Here is a 22,397-nt window from a genome sequence, read left to right as displayed (position 1 = left end):
TCTACATTAATTGCTGCCATTAGAAAGCAGGTATAGACATTGCTTTTTCATATCTGAACATTGATGCCGGTGTGATCTGATTACTTCCATTGCTAGTCTTCGTTAGTTTAAAGCCGAGCTTATTTAGTCCATCAGTTACTTTGCTTTGATTCAAAATCGGCTCTTGGACAGATAAAATACTTACAGCATTTTGCTTTAGACCTACAGATAATTGGTATCGACCTTTCGCAAATACATAAAACTCATCGTCTTTCTCAATAAACGAGTAACCCTCTTTTATGAGAGACGCTTTAACTTGCACATAGGGTTGTTTGATAACTGAAATTCTTCCGCCGTTCAAGGTTTACCACAACCTTCTGCACAAAAGACAAAGCTACGCCCGTACTGGACGTATCAGCATCATATGTAGTGCAATGTCGTGTTGTGGTAATTTAGAACGGCAACTATATGACCAGATACAAATATGATATTAGAATATTGTTCTTCTTATATGCAATGATTTAATTGGCTGTAAAGATAAGAGTACTTTATTAAAGAGAAAGCATTAAGAGCGTTGCAAACATTTAATCTTTGAGGTAATTTTGCCAAAAACACATGTTATGCAAAAGAATGAAGTTAATAAACAACAAATGCTCATTATAAAAGAAATTGCAGTAGCTCTTTCAAAACTTGGTGCAAATTCAGATATAATAAGCATTGTTGCATCATGGAAAGATACGCTTTCTGATGAAGATGTTCTAAATTACTTAAAAGATTGGAACTCAAAATTTGACTTGAACGTCAATAAAGTCGATGCAGGTTGACGGTGTTGAGTGGTTATCTGCAGTATGCCACTCTCCATCTCTAATCATGACTTGATCAAGTCCTGCAACTGGGATGCATCTCCAGTTTGACTTATCACCAGGGGAAACCGGTCCAGAGCTAGAATCACCACCGAACTGGTAAAATATAGCTTGTTCTCTTCCTTTTTTTGTACCAATGGCATGTGGACACATTTCTCTGTAATAACCATTGTAACTAGCAATAATCTGCTTCTTCTCCAGAATTGCTTGTTTGATTAAGTCATAGTTGCTCATATTAAAATACACCCCAGTTTTTTGTTATAAGGAGTGGAATAAAACATTAACAAAAATGAGACCAGTGAAAATATGACATATCGTTTATATGTAACGGACCGATAAAGTGACAATAATTCACAGGTCTTGTGATATATTTAATGCTTATATGTCACATATTATAAAAATAAACAATTACTTAGAGGGTTCATCTAATATATAATTGCCTCAAATAAAGTATTTTTCTCGATAAATTTAGGTGTTGTTACAGGTATGTGCAACACCTCTTTTATTTGCAGGTTAAAGTACGCTGCCAGTTCCGGAGACATTGCTTCTTCCTGCATGTGTATAAAGAAAAACGCCGTTTCCAGGCCATGATCGAACCAGTATTTCAATCGCTGTACCCAATCATCTAAACGGGTATAGTCGCTGGGATCTAAACTATTACTCACAAATCGAATAAACACTTTGGCTATGCTTAGGTACATATGGGCACAATCCCTGCGGCCGGCAGTATCGGTAATAACGATCCCTATATTCATTTGCTGTAATTGCTTTAGGAAGGCTTCAAAAACGAGTGGATGACTAAACCAATCGGGATGCCGTAACTCCAGAAAAAAGGAAATGTCTTGGGGTAAGGTGGCTAGATAAGCTAATAATTCCGGCTTCCTTCGTATAGAGAAATGCTCACTTAATTGGATAAAGACAGGGCCTAAGTGTTCTTTAAACGCCCTTAATGGATTCAGAAATAATGTGGTAAGCATCTGCTTATCATTTAAAGCACCTCTATGCGTTATGTCCTGATACATCTTCGGGCAAAACAGGAAGTCTTTCCCTACAGCAGCGGCTGTCCATTTTAGAATAGTCTGTTCGTCGTAAACTTTATAGTGGGTGGCATTGAGTTCTATACTGTTAAAATGCTGTATGTAGTTGGAAAGAAAATCTCTTTCTTTAGTTTTTTCCGGGTAAATCTTCCCCAGCCAGTGCTTCGCTCCCCATTTGGGGCATCCGGTATATACAACAGGCGCTGGATTTGAGGCCCCGCAAAGTACCTTACGATTCCAAACGGGTTCTTCTGCTAAACGAAAATCAATAGCTTCTAATAAGTGTGCAGGCACACGTCCAAATTCCATAAATCAAACTTAAGCAAAAGCAGGCAAAAAATCCCTGCCGCTTGTTTTAGCGACAGGGATAACAATGATCATAACAAACTTTGCCGGATGGTTTTCACCGGATCTCCTCTTTCCAGGATATTATGATTCAGTAATAATTGACCGCTTTTGTTAGGCTACAATGAAAAAGAATGATATGTACAATTGTTCTTTCACGGCTATTGTGTGTTTACAGGGTTACACAAATATTTTTTCCGATGCCAAATTGAAGATATACTTCTGATATAAAAATTTATGCGGTTCTTTATAATTCCAAAAGCAGCGGTGTAAATCTATACGATATCCTTTACTTTTGTATTACATTCACACATCATGACAGAGCAGATTTTAGACAAACAAAACTTTTTCTTTGCCGGAGTAGCCGGAGCGGGCATGAGTGCTATTGCACAATATTTAAGCGGTACCGGAAAGCATGTTGCGGGTAGTGACCGCCTGTTTAATACAGAACAAAATAATCATACCAAGCAGCAATTGGAAGCGGAAGGAATTACCTGCTATCATCAGCTTAAAGCACAGATCAAAGAGACCGATGAAGTGCTGGTTGTGAGCACGGCTATTGAGGATACCAATGTAGAGGTGGCACGTGCCAAATCCTTGCATATACCCATCATTACCCGTGCGCAATTATTGGCGCAGATTTGTGAAAGTAAAAAGACAATTGCGATCGCCGGTACGAGTGGCAAGAGTACAACGGCCGCTATGTTATTTCATTTACTAACACACAGTGGCATTGATGCTTCTTTGATTACAGGCGCCGGTATTGTATCGCTGATCAAACAAGGTAAGATTGGAAATTGCCACGTGGGCAAAAGTGACTGGCTAATTATTGAAGCGGATGAAAGTGATGGTTCTTTGGTACAGTATAAACCGAGTATTGGCGTATTATTAAGTGTGGATAAGGATCATAAGGAGCTATCCGAATTGCATGAGATCTTCTCTATTTTCAAAAGCCATACAAAGGACTACTTCATCGTGAATCAATCGCATGCGCTTGCAAAATCCTATAGTACGGATACAGCATATGATTTTGGTACAGGGGCAGCAACTTCCGGTACGGACTTCAAACAAGAAGGTTTCAATATTTATTTCAAAGTAGCCGGCATTCCGTTTCAACTGCCGACGATTGGCGCGCATAATATGGAAAATGCATTGGCCTGTATTGCGGTTGCCAAATTGTTGCATGTGACCCTTACTCAATGTGCTGCCGCACTGCAAAACTATCCCGGCATTTATCGCCGCCACCAGTTGTTGGGCAAGCTTAATGGTATTACGGTTATTGATGATTATGCACATAACCCGGCTAAGATTGCCGCCAGTATTGAAGCCTGCAAACCGGTAGCCGATAAATTGATCGCCTGGTTTCAGCCACATGGTTTTGCGCCAACTCGTTTTATTCGCGCAGAGCTTGTTGCGGAGATCACCAGAACCTTACGTCCACAGGATGAAATGTGGATGAGTGAGATCTATTATGCAGGCGGTACGACTACAAAAGATATTTCTGCGCATGATTTGATCAAGGATCTACAGAACAACGGTGTACAGGCTTATTTTGTCGCGGATAGAAATGAGTTGATTGATAATATGCAAAGCCACTTTACGGATGATTGCGTTATATTATTGATGGGTGCGCGCGATCCGTCGCTGGAACAATTCGGCGACGAAGTAATGAACAAGTTAAACTTAATTGTATAAAAATAAAAGATGGAGCATTTATCCGTAAATGATGAATTACAGGATTTTAAAAGAAAGGCCAGGGGCTTTGGCAAACAGGTGCTTAAAATAGAAAAAGTGGGCAATGGTAATATGTCTGCATTCCGGTTGTTCTATAAAGATCCCGGTTCGGATATTACAAAAGAGCAATTTTTCTGGAGACATGATCTGCAAAAACTATTAGATCTTTTTGAAAAAGAAGCCAATCAGGCATAAGAAAAGCCCCTTTAATGTAAAAGGGGCTTTTTATTAATCTTCCCGGCTACCATCATCGGCCATCCGTACCATTTTCGGTTGAAAAGTAGCTACTACATCTACAAGGTCGGTTTGCGCGGCCATTACCTGGTGTATATCTTTATAAGCCATCGGCGCTTCATCAATTCCGGCACCGATCAGTGTGATGTTATGTTGTTCTAGAACCGCTTTTACCTTTTCTTTGGACAAGGATTTGACGGCTTGGGTTCGGCTCATTTGTCTTCCGGCACCATGTGAAGCCGAATTAATGGCATTTTCCGATCCTTTACCCCGTACCAGGAAACCCGGTGCGGTCATTGATCCCGGAATGATCCCCATCACGTCTTTCCCGGCAGGCGTGGCACCTTTCCGGTGTACAATTACTTCTTCCCCGTTCCAGGTTTCTTTCCAGGCAAAGTTATGGTGGTTCTCCACTTTGGCTAAAACCTGCGCCCCCAGTGCTTTTGAGATCTTATTATGGATCACTTCATGACAGGCAGAGGCATAATCTCCTGCCAGGTTCATTGCAATCCAGTATTCCTGCCCGGCTTCAGAATCCAGGTCCAGATAGGCTAGGTTCTTGGCTTCATGCGGCAGTTTACAAATTTGTTTGGCCAGCTGTGTATAATGTCCGGCAAGGGTCGCGCCAAATCCACGGGATCCGGAATGCGTCAGCAAGGCCAGGTAATTTCCTTTAGGAATATTCAGCACCTTATCTTCCTGTTCGAAGCTGATGATCCCGAATTCTACGAAGTGATTACCCCCTCCGGAAGATCCTAATTGAGACCAGGCCTTATCTTTCATGCGCTGGATAAAGCTATTGGTTTCAAACGCAGCATGGTCCAGAACGTTGTGTTCTGCACGGTATTGCCCCTGGAAACCATGCCCTGCACCGAAGCGGGAATTTTCCGTCAGGATGTTTTTCAACAAATCGTGATGCGCAGCATAATACTGCTCCGGTATATCATATACAGACAAGGCCATACGGCAACCAATATCCACACCAACGCCATAAGGAATAATCGCATTCCGGGTAGCCAGCACTCCGCCTATAGGCAGACCATAACCCTGGTGTGCATCGGGCATCAGCGCACCGGCAACGGTTACGGGCAGTCTCATCGCAACATTCATCTGGTTAAAAGCACCGTCCTCAATATGTTCTTTACCATATACTTCAAAAGGCAGGGCTGATTCTTTAAGTGGGATCAGATTTTCTTCCGGTTGTGTACCTACGCCGTTCATAATCGCATCTGCCAGCGCACCGAAAATCTTATGTCCAATATATTCTTCTGTATTCTTCAATACATTTTGATACATTCCCAGCATTTCTTCTCGCGTATAACCATGTCTTTTTTTATTAATCTTTAAAGCGATACCCAGCAATTCATTTTCGGGATATCCTAATGCCAGCAGGTCATTACCATTGATTCTGTTCATCATTATTTGTTTTTATCTTATAATCCGGCTTGGATCCGAATCCACGATTCATATGGACTATCGTTCCCTCTAAACTATAAGAATATTAATTGATAATGCAAAGATGTACATACTACTGCGCAGTACTTCTGCGTAGTGTAAAAAAATTTCAAAAAAATAAAAATAACTACGGAACGATTCAAAAGAATGTACCGGTCGATGCAGGTAACAGCGTACAAGCAGATAGATACAGATATGACAAATCTGCCAGAGCTGTGTAGTAATGATGCTGAAAAAGCAGACGGCTATTAAAGGCAGTTTATGACAAAGTATTGATGCCTGTAGAATAGGGAAAAGACTCTGCAGGATCAGGCACCAAGTATCCATCTGCTAGCGATATACCGCAACAAACTATCAAGAACCCGGACAATAATTACTTCTGCGATATCTTACCTCGTATAACCTGAAGGAATTCCTCCCGCTTCCGCTGGGAAACCGCTACTTCGGAATGATCGCTCATCAATATCGTACCTCCACGGCCTTGCCTGTACTCCAGCAGATGATCCTGGTTGATCAGGTGCTGGTGGTGTACCCGGATAAAGCCATGATCCTTTAAAAGCAACTCATAGTTACCGAGCGTGCGGCATACGATTACCGGCTTTCGATCTATAAAGTGGAAAAAGGTATAATTGTCGGAGCCTTCACAACGAATGATCGAGGCAATAGGTACATAGATAAATCCATTGGTTGTAGGCAGATCTATCTTAATTTTCGCCGCCGGAGGTTGCTCCAGGTTGGAAAGCAGGTCTCCTATACGATCTGCTATTTGCTGCCGGCTACAATATTGCTGTGCTCTTTCTACCGCTGCCTTAAGATCCGTAACGTTCAAAGGTTTCAGGATATAGTCGAGCGCATGTTGCCTGATGGCCTGAAGTGCATAGTTGTCATATGCCGTTACAAATATAGTCTGGAAATCTGGTTTCGGTATTTTCTGAAATAGTGCAAACCCATTTTCCTTTGGCATATTGATATCCAGGAACAGCAGCATAGGATTATGCTGTTCAATCTCCAGGATTGCGGCATCGACCGAATCAGCTTCGGCCACGACCTGCACATCCGGACAGTAGCGTTCCAGGAAATGTCGCAGGGTTTGCCTGCTTCCTTTTTCATCGTCAACGATTAGTGTAGTCAGAATCATGATCTATTAATTCTAAGGGTATAAGTAAGGATACCTGTGTGCCTCCTGGCTTATCTCCGGTCTCCGGTTTATCTATAATATCCACCAATACAATAATACCATACATGCGGTTGATGGCTTCTATACGCTGGTGGGTAATCTTCATCCCAAATGAGGCATGCTGCGACTGCTTATAGGTCGAGGCCTGTGTGCGTCCTATACCATTATCATCTATGATGATGCACAAATTATCCTGCTTCATGGAGAAAGAAAGAATAAGCTCGCCCTGCCGCTCTTTAAGGTAACGCAGCCCATGGTTGATCGCGTTCTCCACATAAGGCTGAATGAGCATAGCAGGTATGGCAACCTGCTCCACAGTAAGACCGGGCATCACATTAATAGTAACGGTAAACAAATGCTGGAAGCGGATCTGCTCTAATTCCAGGTAAATACGCAGCATAGCGATCTCTTCACTTAGGGGCAACCAATGTGTTTGCGAGTGCGCGAGTGTAAGCCTTATGAAATGGGCAAACGAGGACATGTAGTGATTTGCCGTTATTTCATCATTCTGGCTATAATAGAATTGAATGGCATTAAGTGCATTAAAGATGAAATGTGGGTTGATCTGTGCGCGTAGGGCATTCATTTCCAGCTCAGCCAGCTGCTGCTGGTTACGGGCTTCCTGCGCCACGCGCTTTTTCACTTTATTGATCCTGAACCGGAATATCGCGATCACAGCTGCACCGGCAAGCAGTAGCAGTACGGCAATGGAGACCGGATGGCGCCAGAACGGCGCCAGAATGGTAAAGGAGAGTTGAACCGGGCTGGCTGTCCAATCGCTAGCCGGGCTACGACACCACAGCAACAGCTTATAATCTCCCGGGCTTAATGCTGAAAAATTAATCGCCTGCTCATTAGTGTATAAGGTATCGTCCAGGCTACCTGCCAGTATATATTTATATTCTATTGGGGATCCTCCTGTATAGCTCAGGCCCGTATACATAATTTGCAGGTTCCGTTCCTTATACCGAAACCGGAGCGATTGCCCGGTGAATGCATTGCCATTTACGGACTCTATATACAAACGGGGAGGGTCGAAAGGCAGCATACCCTCACTGTTTAAAGCCAGAATACCTCCGGATGTGGCCAGGTACAAGCGACCGTCGCTTTCTGCCAGGTCATTGATCTGGTTGCCGGTTAAGCCCGAAGGGAGCGGAAATGGTTTTATCATAAAATCGCCGTCTTCGGTCTGGATGATGCGGTCGATACCGCCATCTGAACACAACCAGATACAGCCGTTTTCAGAAACAAAGATCTGTTTACAACTATTGCCGGAAAGCCCTTTGAGCTTATCAAGGTGTAGAGGTGGCTGCTCCGGACTTTTTATAACAAACAACCCCTGCGTAATGCTGCCTGCAAGGATGCCACCACCGGGCGCAGTTGCCATGCAGGTAATGCGGGAGCTGGCCAAGAGGGTGTCCAGGTTGTATTTTTGGGCTTGTCCATCCGTATAATAGTTCAATCCTTCGATACCGCCGGTCCATAAGATGTGCTTACCATCTAATGCCAGCGCTGTAATACGACCCATTTCATAATACCCGGCCTTACGGGTATGGCTGTTATAAACCAGGAAGCCCGCAGAGAATCCGGCATAAAAGTGGTTTTCAGAAAACACACCGGCTTTCATCGAAATCGATACCCGGATAGCAGATACATGCTCACCCTCAATAGTAAATAATCCCGCATCGCTTCCCACAATCAGTAATCCCTGACCATTATCACGCACAAACAGGACACGGTTGTCAGGTAGCCGTGGCGTCAACGTATAGATCTGTATGGTATTATTCTTCTTTATACGATAGACATGTCCGTCATCATCACCTGCTAAAATATCCCCTTCACTACTCAGTGAGATAGATAGTATATTACTTTTAAGGAGGCCAGAACGTTGATCAATAATTCTGCCGCCATTCACAGGAACAAAGTATACCCCGTCGTTTAAGGTACTTATCCACTGGTTGCCTTTTTTGTCCACCCGCATATTGTTCGTAGGCACACCAGCCGGGAAGCCGGGATCGGGTATAATTTTTTTCGACAGGCTATCATAAGCCAGTATACCCTCAGAGGTACAAAGCTTCATGCCATTCTTTTCCAAAGGACCTGCCTGATAAAGGCGACCGGGTACCTTGATTTCTTTTACCAGATAAAGACTATCTCCCCTTAACTGCCATTGATGCAGCTCCTGTCCTTTTTCCGTACTTGTAAAGGCTGAAACAAAAAGAGAATGGCCATCATAAAATGAAACCGCGGCGTAACCCATTTTCTGAAGAGCGTTGGTATTGATGTTATACAGGCCGTTTGTGGTCATGATACAGTCATCACCATTTATGCGAAAGTGCCTTAACCTTCCTGCCGGTAATGTAACATGATCTAGGATTTTCAGATAAGGCGGCCCCGGACGGAGCACCCCGATTTTTTTGCCGACCAGGCATTCGTTGCCATCGCGGTCGGTAAATAGCTCGTCATAAGCAATATCCTCAGCCTCTATTTTCCTGCAAAGCGCATCATTCTCACTGGTATATATTTTTCCGTGTTTCAGATAGCAGGCTTTCCTGTTATAACAGACCAGCCAGTAGCGCTGCTGGTTATCTTCCCTTATCCTGAAGACCTCCCTGTCCGGAACACCGTCTTTAATGGAGTAATTATGAAAAGCCGAGCCATCGTAACGGCTGATACCCTGGTCGGTACAGAACCACATAAATCCTTTGCTGTCTTCATATATATCGTAAACCACATTGCTGGGTAAGCCATCCGCCATTGTTATATGCCGTGCAGGCTGCAGCAATATAGCTGAGGCAGGCTTTGCATCAAACAAGAGCAGATATAACAAAAAAAGCAACAGGTAATACCGCATACGTATGCAATATAAAGAAAAGAAAATCAGTTTAGACCTATTGCCGAATGCCTGCTTTCGGGCTGTGCAGTTTCATAAAGATATGTATCACTTACGCATAAGAACGTGCAACTACTCAATACCGTTTTTTGCTTTTGCAGCAAAAAATTAATAAGAATAAAAATAGCTAAAAAAGGGTTTGCTATTCCTGTCGCCATCAAAACATCTCCCAGCTATGTGCAGTTAATCGATAAGGTAACGCATTTCCTATTTAATAAAACGCATTTTCTCAATACCACTTGTGTGATCAGGCAAAAACGTGCTATTTACATATACGAAGGGTTCAGGTACCTGTTCTTGCGAATTCATTTTTTTTATTTCTTTTTAAAATTATCTTTTATGATTTCATCTTATCTAATGAAGCAACCTGCCTGGGGAAGATTAATGCTCTCCCTTCTTTTGATCGGCCTGGCTTCTCACCTACATGCACAACAGTGCGTTGTTCAACCTTCGGGTGGAGCGGCACTACAGAAGGGTGCAAATGCCAATTGTAGCAAAGCCTCCGCGATTTTTACGAATTACTTTTCAAAAAACATAAATTTCCGTCCGTTCCCGGGGCAGAATATCCAGCCTACGACTCCCAAGGAAATAAGGGTGCGGGCTGTAGTCGTTCAGAATACATTGCTCTCTACTCCGCAATATGCGAATAACCCTACCGATATTGCTGAAATTAATGCACTTCTTCAGGACTGGGTGAATCCGGCATGGATACCATCACCTTATGGTGGATTGGGTAATATCCTGGCTCCTACCAAGCCCAATCCCAGCACCTGCACAAATTGCCATATAGCCGATTCAAAGTTCAGGGTCAAGTTAGTGGGCATTGACTTTGTCACCTATGACGGCCAGGATTATCATACGTTCCTTAGTACTAATTACGGCACGCAAAAAAATGATTCCATTTTAAATGTGCTGTTAATAGAGCACGAACTTAATGGCACTGCCGCTACTAGTGGTATTAACGGATGGACCTCCGGAGGTAATAATTTTGGACTTTCTGACGCTTTTCAGGCAGGTGTCGGTTATATAGCCCTGTCTGGCCCTAAAATAAATTCCTGGGGGGCCTACGCTACCTTTATTCATGAACTGGGCCATATGTTTGGATTATGGCATTTGTACGACTACAATGCAGGTCAGTCAGAATGCGAAAGGGTAGGAACCGGTTCAAGTGATTGGCTAAGCGATATTTTCCCTTCCGGGCTTTGTGTTATTAACTCACCATGGGCTTGCGATCCCACTACGGACCTGGCGCCTATTAACGCGAACAGCTGTTCGGATAATTTTATGGGAAGAGGCAACCGTTATCTTTCGCCCATGCAGTTAGGTAGGATGCATCGTTCGGCCTATCTGGGTTCTATGTCCCGGTATATTTATCCGACACAAGCGCATAATGCCACTCCTTGGCAGGTCTCTTCCGACCAGGTCTGGGATTTCGGTATCAGAATGTACCAAGATATTATTGTAAAAGCAGGGAAAACGCTGACCATTACCTGTGAGGTACAGATGCCTCCTGACGGTCGCATTACCGTGGAGAAAGGTGCCAAACTGGTGCTGGACGGCGGTACGATCACTTCCTACCATGCAAAAACCGGCTGGCATGGCATACAGCTTTATGGAGATAAGTCTGCACCTCCTTATCCTGCAAACCAGGGTAGTTTCGAAATGAAAAACAATGCGACTATAGAGAATGCCTACGACGCCGTACAGGATTTTACGGATGATATGCTACAGGGTGGCGGTATCATCAATGTAAACAATAGTATTTTTAGAGATTGCAGCAGGGCAATAGAGTTAAATGACTATCCTTCCTTCCCGCGGGGCTCTTCCTGTACTTTATCCAACGTACAATTCCTGACCGAGAACCCGCAGGCGCCCACCAATATCAACAGGGATAATTTCCCTATGGTATCATCCTATAATGAACGCGGTGTACTGATCACTAAGTGTACTTTCCAGAATAAGATTCCCATGACAACTCCTTATTTCGACATTTCTCAGCGTAACCGGGCCATCTATTCTGTTGATGCAGGATTCCGTATTCAGAATTGCAGTTTTAAAGGATACAAAGAAGCCATCAATATCAACACCTACAGTAATTCCCCCTTACGCAATGTGAAGATCATGAACTGTACGTTTGATAGTGTGGCTAGCGGGATCATATTTGCCGATAACTTCTCTTATGCCCAGGGCAATACTTTTGACAACTTGCTCAACTATGTTTATACCAGCGGTATGCAGACTTATTTACACGAAGGTCAGGCGATCTATGCAGATCGTACCGGTGGGCTCACGCTTACCCGCAATACGATATTGAACTCCGGTAACAATCCTAATATGCGGGGGATTACCATTAACCATACGAATAATACGGGGGGCAGGGTAATCGATAATGTGATCAATAATGCAAGGCTGGGGATCACTACCCAGCAGGATAACCAGGCGCTGGACCTGCTCTGCAACCGTTTTGTCGGAGGAGATTATAACTTTTTAATCAACCCTCAATCAACCTGGGGTGCACTGAAAAATCAGGGTAATGGCTGTGGAAGTACACAATATCGTGCCGGTAATGGATTTAGTGGCCCGGTAGTCAAGCATATTGCATCTTATACAGCTAATCCCTGGACCTATTATTATTGGGCTTCTCCAGCCCAGACGCCTGTGTATGTCAGTGGTACATTTACTCGTACGGGCTGCCTCGGAGTAGATCCCATTGATCCTAATTCGATGTGCAATCTTCCGGGTAATGTTGAATCTAATATAGACCGCATTTTGGACGAGGCCTTTCATACATGGATTATGGAGATCGGACCAGGTCCTATGCAAACACAGATGGCCGCTGAATTTGCCGGCATAATCAATCACTATAATGAAACGGGAAGTATTGAGGAGATGGTAGCCTTCCTGGAAGCGGTGGACCATATCGAAGCCAAAAAACTGCTCTTGCCGCTTTACCTGGAACAGGAAAATTACAGTGCTTTTGATAAGCTGCTGGCTAACCTGAGATTACCTGATGAAGAGATAACCGCTTACCATGATTATTATAGTTTGTTGAGAACGTTAAAAGAGGAAAACCGCAGTATAAAAATGCTCACAGAAGAAGAGCTGAGCATGGTGCGGGAGATTGCAGCCGGCACGCTTGATATCAGTGACCGAGCTAAGAGCCTGCTGGATTTCGGTTACAATGAGCCTTGGCATCATTACCAGGAACAAATGCCATCTGAATTGTCCGGGGGCATCTATGGAACAAAGGTAGCTACTCAAAGTAAACTGTCAGATGCCGTGCCCAATCCGGCAGAAAGATATACGACTGTAAAAGTGGTGTTATCCCAGGAAGATGCTGCGCATGCCCTGCTGCTGGTACATGATATGATGGGCAAGCTTGTCAGGACCTATACGCTTAAGGAAGCAGGTAACCATAATCTGCGCATAGACCTGGACGGTTTACCCGCCGGACTGTATATCTATACTTTACAGGTTAATGGGAAAATGGTACAGAGCAAGCGATTGGCTGTGACAAAATAGTAAACAAACAGTACAACGGTAATCATTTCGGAATTGATGTATTTCTGAAAATCAAATTACGAGCTTGCAACAATATAATAGAAATGGCGGNNCCGCCATTTCTATTATATTGTTTATCGTATTAAGCCTGTTCAATATAAGGAATGATGCACAGGTCTAAGGGAAATATCCGAAAATCGCGTGGTTAAATATCACTTTTCAACAGCTTCGACCTTGAGCTGGAGTATCTCGTTATTGTACAATGCAAATATCTACACATTATTATTCAACAGTTCTACGCAGTAGAAAAAAAATTTAAAATACTTCGAAAAACGATTTAGTTTGCAGCATTGTGAACAAGTACTTTATGGATTTCAAGATCATCGAAACAGACCTTCTCCGGCTACGCCTATTGGGAGAAGCCGAATACAAATATATCTTCGAATGCCTAAGCGACCCTGAGATCATTGAGTTGCTGGGATTAGATTCGGAAGAAGCACTGCAAAAAGAAAAAGCAAAGTATGTAAGGGGTTATATCACCTTTAATAAGAGTTTTCTCTTTATCCAGGTTTTAGACAAAGAAGGAAGGCATATCGGCATGTCGGGGTTCCACACCTGGTATCTGGATCATGCCCGTGCAGAAATCTTTTATATACTATACAATGATGAAAACAAAGGTAAGGGGATCATGAGTGAAGCACTACCCGCCATCATTAGCTATGGGTTTAATGAAATGAAGCTAAACAGAATAGAAGCTATGATCGAACCAAATAATATGGCTTCTCTAAAACTTGTTGAAAAATTTAATTTCAGTCGGGAGGGAGAGATGATTGATCATTATTGTAAAGATGGCGTCATGGAAAACTCAGTGATTTATGGTCTGCTGAAGACGACATATGAGAAAAACTAAAACCGGTGTAGCCCTTTTGTACAGAAGAGTTGCACCGGCCAAAATAGTTTTCTATCGAGCCTTTCTAGTCCATCTGATGATTAAAATCCGATAGCTTTATTGCCCTTGTTCAGGTACCGGGAAATATCATTGCTCAGTACTTTATCGCCCGGCACAAAATCTTTAAGCTGCTCTGCAATGCGGGGATTTGAGGGCAACCTTTCTGCAATAAGTGTATAAGCCATATCGCGTATAGGCACTTCCAGGCTGCTATACTTATTGTATTCATACTTCAATACTTGCAGCAGTATTTCTTTTTGCGTCATGTCTGATGTCGCTGCTACCCTTTCCAGGGTATCCATAACCTCATGATCATGATCCAGGTAAGTGAGGTAATTATTCAGGCAATTGAAGGCGTCTTTGCGCGTTTCCCAACCCTTCCATAGCAGGTCTTTTGCTTTACCGGGCAGACCCATTTTCTGTTTATACATCAGTGAGGCTTTTATATATTGTCCCTTTTCGATATAATCGTCAGTAACCAGTTGGTAATAATGGTTTGCCTGTTCTCTATCCGCCAAAAGGTTATACAGGTCGCCCACTTTTTCCTTATTATCCAGTTCTTTAAATAAGGGTATTGCCCTGGTATAATCCCTACCCAGCTCATAGCATTCGGCCGCTTTATTTTTGTTTTGCAGCTTATCAAGGTAAATGATCGCCGCTTCATTATATAGCTTTCCCTGCTCCAGCGTCTGTGCCCCCATATGTGGATTTTTCAGCAGCCTCAGGTAAATATCGGCCGCTTTCCGGTACGCGCCCTGTTTGAGGTAGTTTGCAGCAAGGGTTTCATATTCCTGTTGTATACGGTTAAACATATTGCTGCTCAATAAAACATTTGCACCACCACCGGATGAGGAATGTGATCTTGTATTACGGCCAGACATGATGATCCTTATGATCACTATAATCAAGACCAGTATCAACAAGGCAATCAAGAAACTCCGGACGTTCAGTCCTCCGGAGGTGAACATAGATAGAAATACCTTGAGCAGCAACAGCAGCACAACAGTATTAAATAATTTCTGTTCGAAACTTTGTGGTTTCATACACGCTATTTTAATAATGTTCCTGAAGGCTTCAGCAAGCGGTACAGCATCAGGGCTACTACACCCGTAACAACAATACTCAAGCCATCGAAGCCAAAACGATACAATAAAGGATAAAAAATAAGAAGCAATAAGGTCAAAAGCACAAGAACATACATCAATTTCCGGAGACCGGAACGGGTTCCCATATCTATTTTATGCCATATGGAATGGCCAGGTACCCCGGCACGTCCAAACAATAAGCGTAATACGACAATACCCCCCAGTAGTGCGCAGACCATACCCATAACACTAAGCAGATTCCAGGATCGATAGCGAGGCGATGCCGCCGGTTCCGATGATGTGTATTTCTGTGCGGCCAAGGTTTTTTCCTCAACGGCTACTTCGCCGGCAAATCTTTTCTTGTCTTGTTGTGTGTCGGCGGTATTCTGTTTTGCTGTGGATCGGTTGTCTTCTACGCTCCTTATGATCTGTCTCAGCGAATCCCTCATTACCTGCCCCATTTCCGTTTGAGCACCTGATCTCAATGCAGTACTGCTCAGGTCATGATCGGGCTTATTAATGTTCCGGAATACCAACGAGAACAGCCACAGTACTCCTATCAGAGCGACTATTGGGGCAAAGGACTTGTTTCGCGCTCCGGCAAATCTTGGTGTTCTTTCCTGCCGGTCTGCTCCTCCAAAAGAGAAAATACGGTTCATAAAGTTTGTGGCAAAAGCAGACATACCTGCTCCGGCAAAAGTATATTGCCCCCTCTGACTGTTCCTTGAGGTTCCCAACATATCTAATGGTAGCCCTAAGGCAATAGCTTTTTCCGGATGCTCTTGCAGGTATCGAAGGTATTTCTCCATTTCTTTCTGGTTGCCATTCATCAGCTTTTTAAGGTCGAAAGGAAGGTTATCTAATAGCTCCTGCTCCGTCTTTGGCGCTAATAGTTCTTTACGCAAGGCTTCATCATCCAGAGACACACTGAAAGACCGTATCTGTTCCGGGATGGGCACACTTTCGGCTGCAATTTTGAGGCGCTTCTTTTTTTCCGGTCTTATATCCAGTAGCGCCATCCAGTTAACCGGCTCATCCAGCTTTACCAGGCCCGTTTCCGGATGCAGGAGATAAAAACTTTCCGGAAAAAATTTATGCCATTCTGTGGTATGGATTTCGGGATAATAGTGGCTGTGTTCCGGTATAAATAACCGGCCTTCTACCATTTGCAATGATTGATTTGAGCGCATATTTGCCGGCAGGCCATCCTGCTCACAAATAAAAATGCAGCCATACAATACATTAGCCTGCGCTCCGGGTACGGCATAAGCTTTTACCCGGCTCAGGTCGAGGAATAATTGCTGCGCCTCCTCCAGCCATACTGCAGGGCTGCTGTTGCGTATCAGTATAGCACCGGGCGGGAATGTGTTTCTTGCAACCGGCCTTATCCTAAACTCCATGTGTTACAATTGTATTGATGAACGCCTGAATGTATTGTGTGTAAAATCCTGCCATATTTACCGGTTCATTCATTTGTCCCTCTCGTAAAAAATAATCATTTCCGGAAAATACCCCATCACTGGTGACGAGCCCTAAGGCCATATGCTGCGCTGCAGGGATATAGATCTTCGGGATCGAAGTATTGCTACTGGTTAAGGTGAGCATGCCCCGTGTATCGACCAGCAACTCACTGCCATCGGGAAAGGTAAATATATCTTTATGCCGCCGCTCCGCCATGATTTGGATCTTACTCCCTTTGACGCGCTTCAACATAAGATAGGTGTGATATAGTCCCAATACATAATTCGAAAACATCAACTGTCCCTTATCATTAATACCTATAAGAAAATGATTGGTCAGTATCCGCTGTCCCTCTAAGGAAAGACTGTTCAGGGTAGCGGCCTGCTCATTCTTCCCTTTCCTGATCTCTAATTGCATTTTTTCGGGTATCGGCTGTAGCCTCAAAGATTCCGCATCTATCGTGATTTCACGGCACAGTTCCGGTAAGGAATGAAAAAGATATGCTTCCCCATCCTGTGCTACGAGTTGCTGATCAGGAGCGAAATCCTGCAGGGCAACAGTAAGGCTTTTGTATGCTTTTGTAAGCAAGTTCAGACTGGACAATAATCTTGATTGCCGGTCGAAATAGTATAAAAAAAGGACCCCATCCTCATCTTTACACAATGCATAATCACCATTAGACTTCACCGATATCTGCCCGAACAACAGATCGCCTCCGGCCAGTATCTGGCGGTATGCACTATATTTATTCCGTTCTGCAAGCAAGCAGCGGTATAAGTTCTTTTTACTGCTGAGCACATAATATGCATCCTTCAGCACAAACCGAGCCAAAATACTCTTGGGCACGGGAAACAGGATATCATAGTTCAAAGGAAACATATCCAGCTCTTTTTTCCGTACACTTTTTTCTTTGGGTTTGTCTGCCCATAATTCTTCCAGAGGCAATACTATTTTCTGTATATGCCTTTTCGTCCCTTTCTGATGCCGGAAAAAATCCATGCTGCCATCGGGTTCTGTAGCGATGACATACTTAATGGATGCGGAATGCTCCTGAAGTATCTTTTGTAAACGCGTTGCTTTTAAAGCCTGTGCTGAAGTAATAAAAAATATTTCTATATTTTTTTGAAAGGCTTGTTGTTTCATGTAGCCATCCAAAGTATCGGCCACATCAAGCAAGCCACTGACCACGGATAGGCCGTCGATAACCTGGACAACTTCGTCGAAAGCGACTTCCCTTGCGGTAGTCCCTAAAATAACGGTATGGCAGCTCATTTTCGCTTTGGGATGGTTCGTAATGGCAATGGCCGTAGCCATTGCCATTACTTTTGGCGTACCCCAGTTCTTAATGCTGCTGTCGATAAGGATGATGCGCTCAAAAATATTCTCTTCGGGAGGGATCTCTCGTTTGATATATAACGTTTCATTATTCGCAATACGGGACAAAAACAGGTCATCATCATATGCAAACTCCGACAAAAGCATCTGGTCAAAATTACCTTTATTGGTCATATCCGAAACACCACCGATCGGCTGCTCGCCCGGGGAAAGCTGGTGTATGGGTATCTTCAGCCCGCTCCAGATCCGCTTAATCAAAGCGCCCACCTGAAAGGTCTTCGGATCTTCGATTAATTGTTGTACAAAATCTTTTCGGGAATCTGCTGTAATGGTTTCTTCGACAATTTCCTCTGCGATCCCCGGTACTTCCATCAGGCCGGCCATGGCTTTTTCGATCGCCTGGGCCGTCGGGAATCGCTTATTCAGTAGTTCCAGCACCCTGACTTCTTTCTGAAAAATCGCATTATTAAAGGGTGCTTTCACCGCACAGTCCTGTAACAAATGCACCGCACTGGTTACTTCATCCAATATGTCCTTAGCTTCTTTTTGCGGTATCTTATGATGGCAGTCTTTAAAGATGGTCTGTAGCAATAAGCCTTTATTCTTCCCTTTCTTGTATTTATCATCGATCCGATCTACTTTCTCCAGGAAGTCAACGGCCTCTGCTACATTATAAGCGTATTGGTTGTTATTTCTTAAGTAATAGGATACCCCGTCAAAACCGGAGCTTGCATTTTTACTACTGGCATACAAAACCAGCACGTAAGCCCCAAACAAGGGGATGCCGTCAATCGCTATTTGCTGTAATAATTCCAGGGCATAATCCCGGTAAGCGATTACACTTACATTAGGGATGGATATAAGATGCTGATAGGGTTCTCCCGTCTCCACACCCATATCGTCTTCCCATTCCCAGAAGTACTTTTCATAAGACTGGAAGTAATCTGTTGCATTCATTGTTTTATATTGTACTTAATCTGAAAGAACTGATGCTTAAAGGTTTTACCGATGATTGGGGTATTAAGGTATAGGTACTGTCGGTATGCCATAATATCCAGTTTTCGCCCGGTGCATCTATTTTTTTTGCAATGATCTCCTGTAGTATGCCATAAACAAAATCATACCCTGTAGGAATCAGATGCCTGCCTTGTTTCCAAAACGTATCGCCGGGTATGCTTAAAACCGGGGTTCCCAGAAACAATGCCCGCTCTTCCAGCATAAGCCATTGGATCCTATCTAAACGAACCTTTAATGATTCGAAAATATAAGGAGCGGCCACCACGGTGTTGCACAGTAGTGCAAAGGCATCTGTTTCTTTTTCTGATGGAATGATCGATACCGGAACCTGCTCTCCGATACCAAAGTAATTATGGTTCCAATTGTTGAATGTAACATTCAGCAATCGTTCTACCGGATTCCAGAGCAGGGATGCCGGTAGCCTCCGTTCGGGAACAAGGTGGCCTATACGGAATAATAGATTGGCCCTGCATTCATAAGCCTGCAGAAAAGGAATCCACTTAAACTCTTTCGACTGTATCTGCTCTTTTGTAAATCCTTTGATCCAAAGCAGGTCGCCTTCCTGCGCCACCCGCAACTGCTGCCAATGTCTTATTGATCCCAGGCCCTCCTTGTGTGCTACCGGTATCTGTGCATAATATGCCGTTAAATGGTCTGTAGCATTTTCTGCCATAAAGCTTCAATTTCGGTTTGTATAAACTGTTTCTGCTCCGCACTTTTTATCCAGTCTGCCCGGGTCTGTAAATAGCGCAGCTTATCCTTTATGATGTTCTGTTTTTCAAATTTCAGCTCGCCTGTTTCCCATTCCGCCTGTAGCAACTGTACATCTTTCATGATCTCTTCCGGATCGGGTACTTTGTTGAACCTCGCCTGTGGATGCGCTTTAGGATCATCATCTTTGTCGATGATCCCGTTGATAATCCCTTCCAAAATCTCGATCTGCTCTTCCGTGTCCCAGATATGCTTAAGTACCCAGAGATCCGACAAGACCGCTGCGCTCCTATCACACATCAAAGCACTGGCGGCGATCAGGTGCTGCATTTTTACTGCCCTGCGATCTGAAATACTAATCCCCGCATTACGTAAGCTGAATATGGTGTTCACATAAACCTCGTAGACCGGCTGCAGATCAATACTCCGGCAATGTTGCTGCAGTTCTTTTACTACATCCGCTGTAATTTCCGGTTTTAAGAGATCCGCCCCTTGTTCGAGCTGCCTGCCGGCCAGCAATACTTGTTGCAGTAGTTCGGGAGCCACATAGTCGCAGTTGACCCTCACCAGAAAACGATCGAATAAAGCGTTGAGCGCTTCTTCTTCCGGCAGCACATTACTGGCACCAACGAACATTAATGCCGGCAGGTTTTTCGTTTCTTTTCCTCTCCGGAATATCTTTTCATTCAGCGCCATTAAGAGACTGTTCAGGATGGCGGAATTTGCATTAAAAATCTCATCGAGAAACACCATTGAGGCTTCGGGCATCATCCCTTCGGTATTGGTTTTCAACTCACCCTCTTTAAGCTTCCGGATATCAAAAGGTCCGAAGATCTCATTGGGTTCGGTAAAGCGGGTAAGTAGATATTCAAAGTTCTTTCCCTCTGCTATGCAGGAAGCCAGCATTCTGACGATGGCACTTTTTGCGGTTCCAGGAGGCCCATACAAGAATACATTTTCCCTGGCGATCAGGCTGATTCCCAGAAGATCTATGATCTCGTTTTTGCCGATAAATGTATTTTTAACGTAGGTCAATACCTGGTTTAAGCGTTCGATATTCGCATTCATAAAATTAATTGTGCTCAAAAATTTAATTAATATTCTTTTAGATAAGTGCTTTCCAGAAAGTCGTCTTATAGGCACCCAAATGATCGCTTATGGATTGTTTCCAATAGGGAACAGCGGCTCTTTCCAAGTCCTTGCGTTCGACGATCCGGTTGAGGTATAAATACCGGTAACAGGAATCAGTAGGCTCCTGCTCCCAGTTAATGCTATCTATGGCGACCTCTTTTGTACCGATGGCGCTGTAATGAAAAGGAACCAGACGCCTAGCCAATAAAGCACACAAAGGATCTTCCGGATCAGCATAGCGTAATTCCTGTATGAGTTTTGGTAAAAAGCGGAGACAAAGGTCTGCCGACAATATGGCTCCGGCATCTGCAGAAAACTTTGGCTCGGGGAAAAGCCCGGCAAGGTCTTTTAAGGTATCTGTTCTGAACAGGTAAAGCTGGGCCGTAAAATAGACCGTTTGCGCTGCCCACAAGGCTGCAGCGGCATTAAATGGTGGCGCTTGTCCGGGATAAGACAGACACTCTTCGTCGTAGCAGCGTTCCAGGAAATCGGTTACCAATGCCGCTTCTTCCGCATCGATGGTGAACGATTTATGGAACAAGACCAATTCTTCCGAATTGCGGAGCTGCATAAGGGTATCTAAAAAGTAATATTTCTTCATGTTAAGTATACATGCAATTTAATATATTTTATACAGGAGCGGTACCTCAAACTTAAAATCCGAAAAAAGCCTTCGCGTTTTGCGTGCTTGCCTCCGCCACCTGCTCCGGTCTGATTCCTTTTTGTGCAGCAATAGACCGGACCACATACTTCAGGAATCCCGGTTCGTTTCTCCTTGGCTTTTCCGGGAATAATTCGGATGAGGGTACATTCTTTGACAGCATAAAAGGGGCATCGGTCTCGATCATCATCCGGTCTAAAGGAACATATTTCAAAACCGATTCTAAATGTGCAAAGCGCCGGGTATCACTTACCGCACCGGTAAAGCCCAGGTAAAACCCATTGTCGAGATATTGCCTGGCCTCCTGGAGGGTTCCGGTAAAGCAATGCACTACCGCCGGTGGTAACAGGTCACGGTAGGGGGCTATCACCTCATTGAATTTACCAAAGGCCGCTCTTTCGTGCAGGAAAAGAGGCTTCTGTACTTCGCAGGCCAGTTGCACCTGAGCCGCAAAGCATTGTTCCTGTATATTTCTCGGGGAGAAATCCCGGTCAAAATCAAGGCCGCATTCTCCTACGGCAACCACTTCTTTGTGTTCGAGCAGCTGTTGCAGGGCTTTTGTAGCCGCCGCATTCCAGCCTTTCGCTTCATGAGGATGTATGCCCGCGGTAGCGTAAAGCGTACCCGGATATTTTTTTGCGATAAGCAGCGATGCTTTACTATTGTGTACACTTGTTCCGGTAAAGATCATTTTATCGACTTCCTGCTTCAAGGCATAGCCGATTACTTCTTCTATATCATCGGAGAATTGTCTGTTGGTCAGGTTTATTCCGATATCAATTAATTTCATGTTTATATAATTTTAAAATAAAAGGCCGGTTTTGTACAA

At 43.9% G+C, this 22,397-nt stretch carries 17 protein-coding genes; 5 read left to right on the top strand and 12 right to left on the bottom strand.

Annotation, left to right across the window (positions count from 1 at the left end; all coding sequences use genetic code 11):
- Positions 1-19 precede the first annotated feature (19 nt).
- Positions 20-301 carry a hypothetical protein gene (locus DBR32_RS11910; protein WP_233559727.1) on the bottom strand — a complete coding sequence of 94 codons (282 nt, stop codon included), beginning with the start codon at positions 299-301 and terminating at the stop codon, positions 20-22.
- A gap of 298 nt (positions 302-599) precedes the next feature.
- Here DBR32_RS11910 and DBR32_RS11905 point away from each other — a divergent pair, with 298 nt between their 5' ends.
- The gene (locus DBR32_RS11905) at positions 600-803 is read left to right on the top strand and encodes a hypothetical protein (RefSeq protein ID WP_124636560.1); all 204 of its coding nucleotides are present in this window, start codon (positions 600-602) and stop codon (positions 801-803) included.
- Between the two features lie 464 nt (positions 804-1,267).
- On the opposite strand, the gene DBR32_RS11895 is transcribed toward DBR32_RS11905, so the two are convergent.
- A complete protein-coding gene (locus DBR32_RS11895; RefSeq protein ID WP_124636558.1) occupies positions 1,268-2,188 on the bottom strand; it encodes a DUF72 domain-containing protein in 921 nt (306 codons plus the stop codon).
- A 351-nt stretch (positions 2,189-2,539) separates the two neighbouring features.
- On the opposite strand from DBR32_RS11895, the gene murC reads away from it, so the two are divergent.
- Both murC and DBR32_RS11885 read left to right on the top strand, forming a co-directional pair.
- Positions 2,540-3,919, top strand: a complete 1,380-nt coding sequence (murC, locus tag DBR32_RS11890; protein WP_124636557.1) for a UDP-N-acetylmuramate--L-alanine ligase — start codon at positions 2,540-2,542, stop codon at positions 3,917-3,919.
- Between the two features lie 9 nt (positions 3,920-3,928).
- Complete coding sequence (locus DBR32_RS11885) at positions 3,929-4,153, top strand: hypothetical protein (protein ID WP_124636556.1); 225 nt, start codon at positions 3,929-3,931, stop codon at positions 4,151-4,153.
- Between the two features lie 33 nt (positions 4,154-4,186).
- Here DBR32_RS11885 and DBR32_RS11880 read toward each other — a convergent pair whose 3' ends face one another.
- The 3 genes from DBR32_RS11880 to DBR32_RS11870 form a co-directional block, all read right to left on the bottom strand.
- Positions 4,187-5,611 carry an RtcB family protein gene (locus tag DBR32_RS11880; protein ID WP_124636555.1) on the bottom strand — a complete coding sequence of 475 codons (1,425 nt, stop codon included), beginning with the start codon at positions 5,609-5,611 and terminating at the stop codon, positions 4,187-4,189.
- A 409-nt stretch (positions 5,612-6,020) separates the two neighbouring features.
- Complete coding sequence (locus DBR32_RS11875; protein ID WP_124636554.1) at positions 6,021-6,785, bottom strand: LytTR family DNA-binding domain-containing protein; 765 nt, start codon at positions 6,783-6,785, stop codon at positions 6,021-6,023.
- Positions 6,760-9,582, bottom strand: a complete 2,823-nt coding sequence (locus DBR32_RS11870) for a sensor histidine kinase (RefSeq protein ID WP_158605976.1) — start codon at positions 9,580-9,582, stop codon at positions 6,760-6,762. Before DBR32_RS11870 ends, DBR32_RS11875 begins: the two co-directional genes overlap by 26 nt.
- A 474-nt stretch (positions 9,583-10,056) precedes the next feature.
- Between DBR32_RS11870 and DBR32_RS11865 the strand changes: the two genes are divergently transcribed.
- Together DBR32_RS11865 and DBR32_RS11860 are read left to right on the top strand one after the other, a co-directional pair.
- The gene (locus tag DBR32_RS11865) at positions 10,057-13,239 is read left to right on the top strand and encodes a zinc-dependent metalloprotease (protein ID WP_124636552.1); all 3,183 of its coding nucleotides are present in this window, start codon (positions 10,057-10,059) and stop codon (positions 13,237-13,239) included.
- A gap of 346 nt (positions 13,240-13,585) precedes the next feature.
- Positions 13,586-14,128 carry a GNAT family N-acetyltransferase gene (locus tag DBR32_RS11860; RefSeq protein ID WP_124636551.1) on the top strand — a complete coding sequence of 181 codons (543 nt, stop codon included), beginning with the start codon at positions 13,586-13,588 and terminating at the stop codon, positions 14,126-14,128.
- An 80-nt stretch (positions 14,129-14,208) separates the two neighbouring features.
- On the opposite strand, the gene DBR32_RS11855 is transcribed toward DBR32_RS11860, so the two are convergent.
- The 7 genes from DBR32_RS11855 to DBR32_RS11825 are packed head-to-tail and all read right to left on the bottom strand — an operon-like array spanning position 14,209 to position 22,358.
- Complete coding sequence (locus tag DBR32_RS11855; RefSeq protein ID WP_124636550.1) at positions 14,209-15,210, bottom strand: lipopolysaccharide assembly protein LapB; 1,002 nt, start codon at positions 15,208-15,210, stop codon at positions 14,209-14,211.
- 5 nt (positions 15,211-15,215) lie between these two features.
- The gene (locus DBR32_RS11850) at positions 15,216-16,652 is read right to left on the bottom strand and encodes a hypothetical protein (protein ID WP_124636549.1); all 1,437 of its coding nucleotides are present in this window, start codon (positions 16,650-16,652) and stop codon (positions 15,216-15,218) included.
- Entirely contained in the window at positions 16,642-19,005 is a 2,364-nt protein-coding gene (locus DBR32_RS11845; RefSeq protein WP_124636548.1) for a hypothetical protein, read from the bottom strand. Before DBR32_RS11845 ends, DBR32_RS11850 begins: the two co-directional genes overlap by 11 nt.
- A gap of 4 nt (positions 19,006-19,009) precedes the next feature.
- On the bottom strand, positions 19,010-19,738 hold the full coding sequence (locus DBR32_RS11840; RefSeq protein ID WP_124636547.1) for a hypothetical protein: 729 nt from the start codon (positions 19,736-19,738) through the stop codon (positions 19,010-19,012).
- Positions 19,711-20,844, bottom strand: coding sequence for an AAA family ATPase (locus DBR32_RS11835; RefSeq protein WP_124636546.1), 1,134 nt, complete (start codon positions 20,842-20,844; stop codon positions 19,711-19,713). Before DBR32_RS11835 ends, DBR32_RS11840 begins: the two co-directional genes overlap by 28 nt.
- A gap of 37 nt (positions 20,845-20,881) precedes the next feature.
- Positions 20,882-21,508 carry a hypothetical protein gene (locus DBR32_RS11830; RefSeq protein ID WP_124636545.1) on the bottom strand — a complete coding sequence of 209 codons (627 nt, stop codon included), beginning with the start codon at positions 21,506-21,508 and terminating at the stop codon, positions 20,882-20,884.
- 52 nt (positions 21,509-21,560) lie between these two features.
- Complete coding sequence (locus DBR32_RS11825; RefSeq protein ID WP_124636544.1) at positions 21,561-22,358, bottom strand: TatD family hydrolase; 798 nt, start codon at positions 22,356-22,358, stop codon at positions 21,561-21,563.
- Positions 22,359-22,397: the final 39 nt, after the last annotated feature.

This window comes from Taibaiella sp. KBW10 (assembly GCF_003852495.1).
Classification (GTDB): Bacteria; Bacteroidota; Bacteroidia; order Chitinophagales; family Chitinophagaceae; genus Edaphocola.
The sequence above is the reverse complement of the archived record's forward strand: the minus strand, read 5'-3'. Positions and strand labels throughout refer to the sequence as shown.

What these genes read in the sequence shown, in the direction of transcription:
- DBR32_RS11905 (WP_124636560.1), top strand. Translation starts at nt 600, where the DNA reads ATGCAAAAGAATGAAGTTAATAAACAACAAATGCTCATTATAAAAGAA.
- DBR32_RS11895 (WP_124636558.1), bottom strand. Translation starts at nt 2,188, where the DNA reads ATGGAATTTGGACGTGTGCCTGCACACTTATTAGAAGCTATTGATTTT.
- murC (WP_124636557.1), top strand. Translation starts at nt 2,540, where the DNA reads ATGACAGAGCAGATTTTAGACAAACAAAACTTTTTCTTTGCCGGAGTA.
- DBR32_RS11885 (WP_124636556.1), top strand. Translation starts at nt 3,929, where the DNA reads ATGGAGCATTTATCCGTAAATGATGAATTACAGGATTTTAAAAGAAAG.
- DBR32_RS11880 (WP_124636555.1), bottom strand. Translation starts at nt 5,611, where the DNA reads ATGATGAACAGAATCAATGGTAATGACCTGCTGGCATTAGGATATCCC.
- DBR32_RS11875 (WP_124636554.1), bottom strand. Translation starts at nt 6,785, where the DNA reads ATGATTCTGACTACACTAATCGTTGACGATGAAAAAGGAAGCAGGCAA.
- DBR32_RS11870 (WP_158605976.1), bottom strand. Translation starts at nt 9,582, where the DNA reads ATGGCGGATGGCTTACCCAGCAATGTGGTTTACGATATATATGAAGAC.
- DBR32_RS11865 (WP_124636552.1), top strand. Translation starts at nt 10,057, where the DNA reads ATGATTTCATCTTATCTAATGAAGCAACCTGCCTGGGGAAGATTAATG.
- DBR32_RS11860 (WP_124636551.1), top strand. Translation starts at nt 13,586, where the DNA reads ATGGATTTCAAGATCATCGAAACAGACCTTCTCCGGCTACGCCTATTG.
- DBR32_RS11855 (WP_124636550.1), bottom strand. Translation starts at nt 15,210, where the DNA reads ATGAAACCACAAAGTTTCGAACAGAAATTATTTAATACTGTTGTGCTG.
- DBR32_RS11850 (WP_124636549.1), bottom strand. Translation starts at nt 16,652, where the DNA reads ATGGAGTTTAGGATAAGGCCGGTTGCAAGAAACACATTCCCGCCCGGT.
- DBR32_RS11845 (WP_124636548.1), bottom strand. Translation starts at nt 19,005, where the DNA reads ATGAATGCAACAGATTACTTCCAGTCTTATGAAAAGTACTTCTGGGAA.
- DBR32_RS11840 (WP_124636547.1), bottom strand. Translation starts at nt 19,738, where the DNA reads ATGGCAGAAAATGCTACAGACCATTTAACGGCATATTATGCACAGATA.
- DBR32_RS11835 (WP_124636546.1), bottom strand. Translation starts at nt 20,844, where the DNA reads ATGAATGCGAATATCGAACGCTTAAACCAGGTATTGACCTACGTTAAA.
- DBR32_RS11830 (WP_124636545.1), bottom strand. Translation starts at nt 21,508, where the DNA reads ATGAAGAAATATTACTTTTTAGATACCCTTATGCAGCTCCGCAATTCG.
- DBR32_RS11825 (WP_124636544.1), bottom strand. Translation starts at nt 22,358, where the DNA reads ATGAAATTAATTGATATCGGAATAAACCTGACCAACAGACAATTCTCC.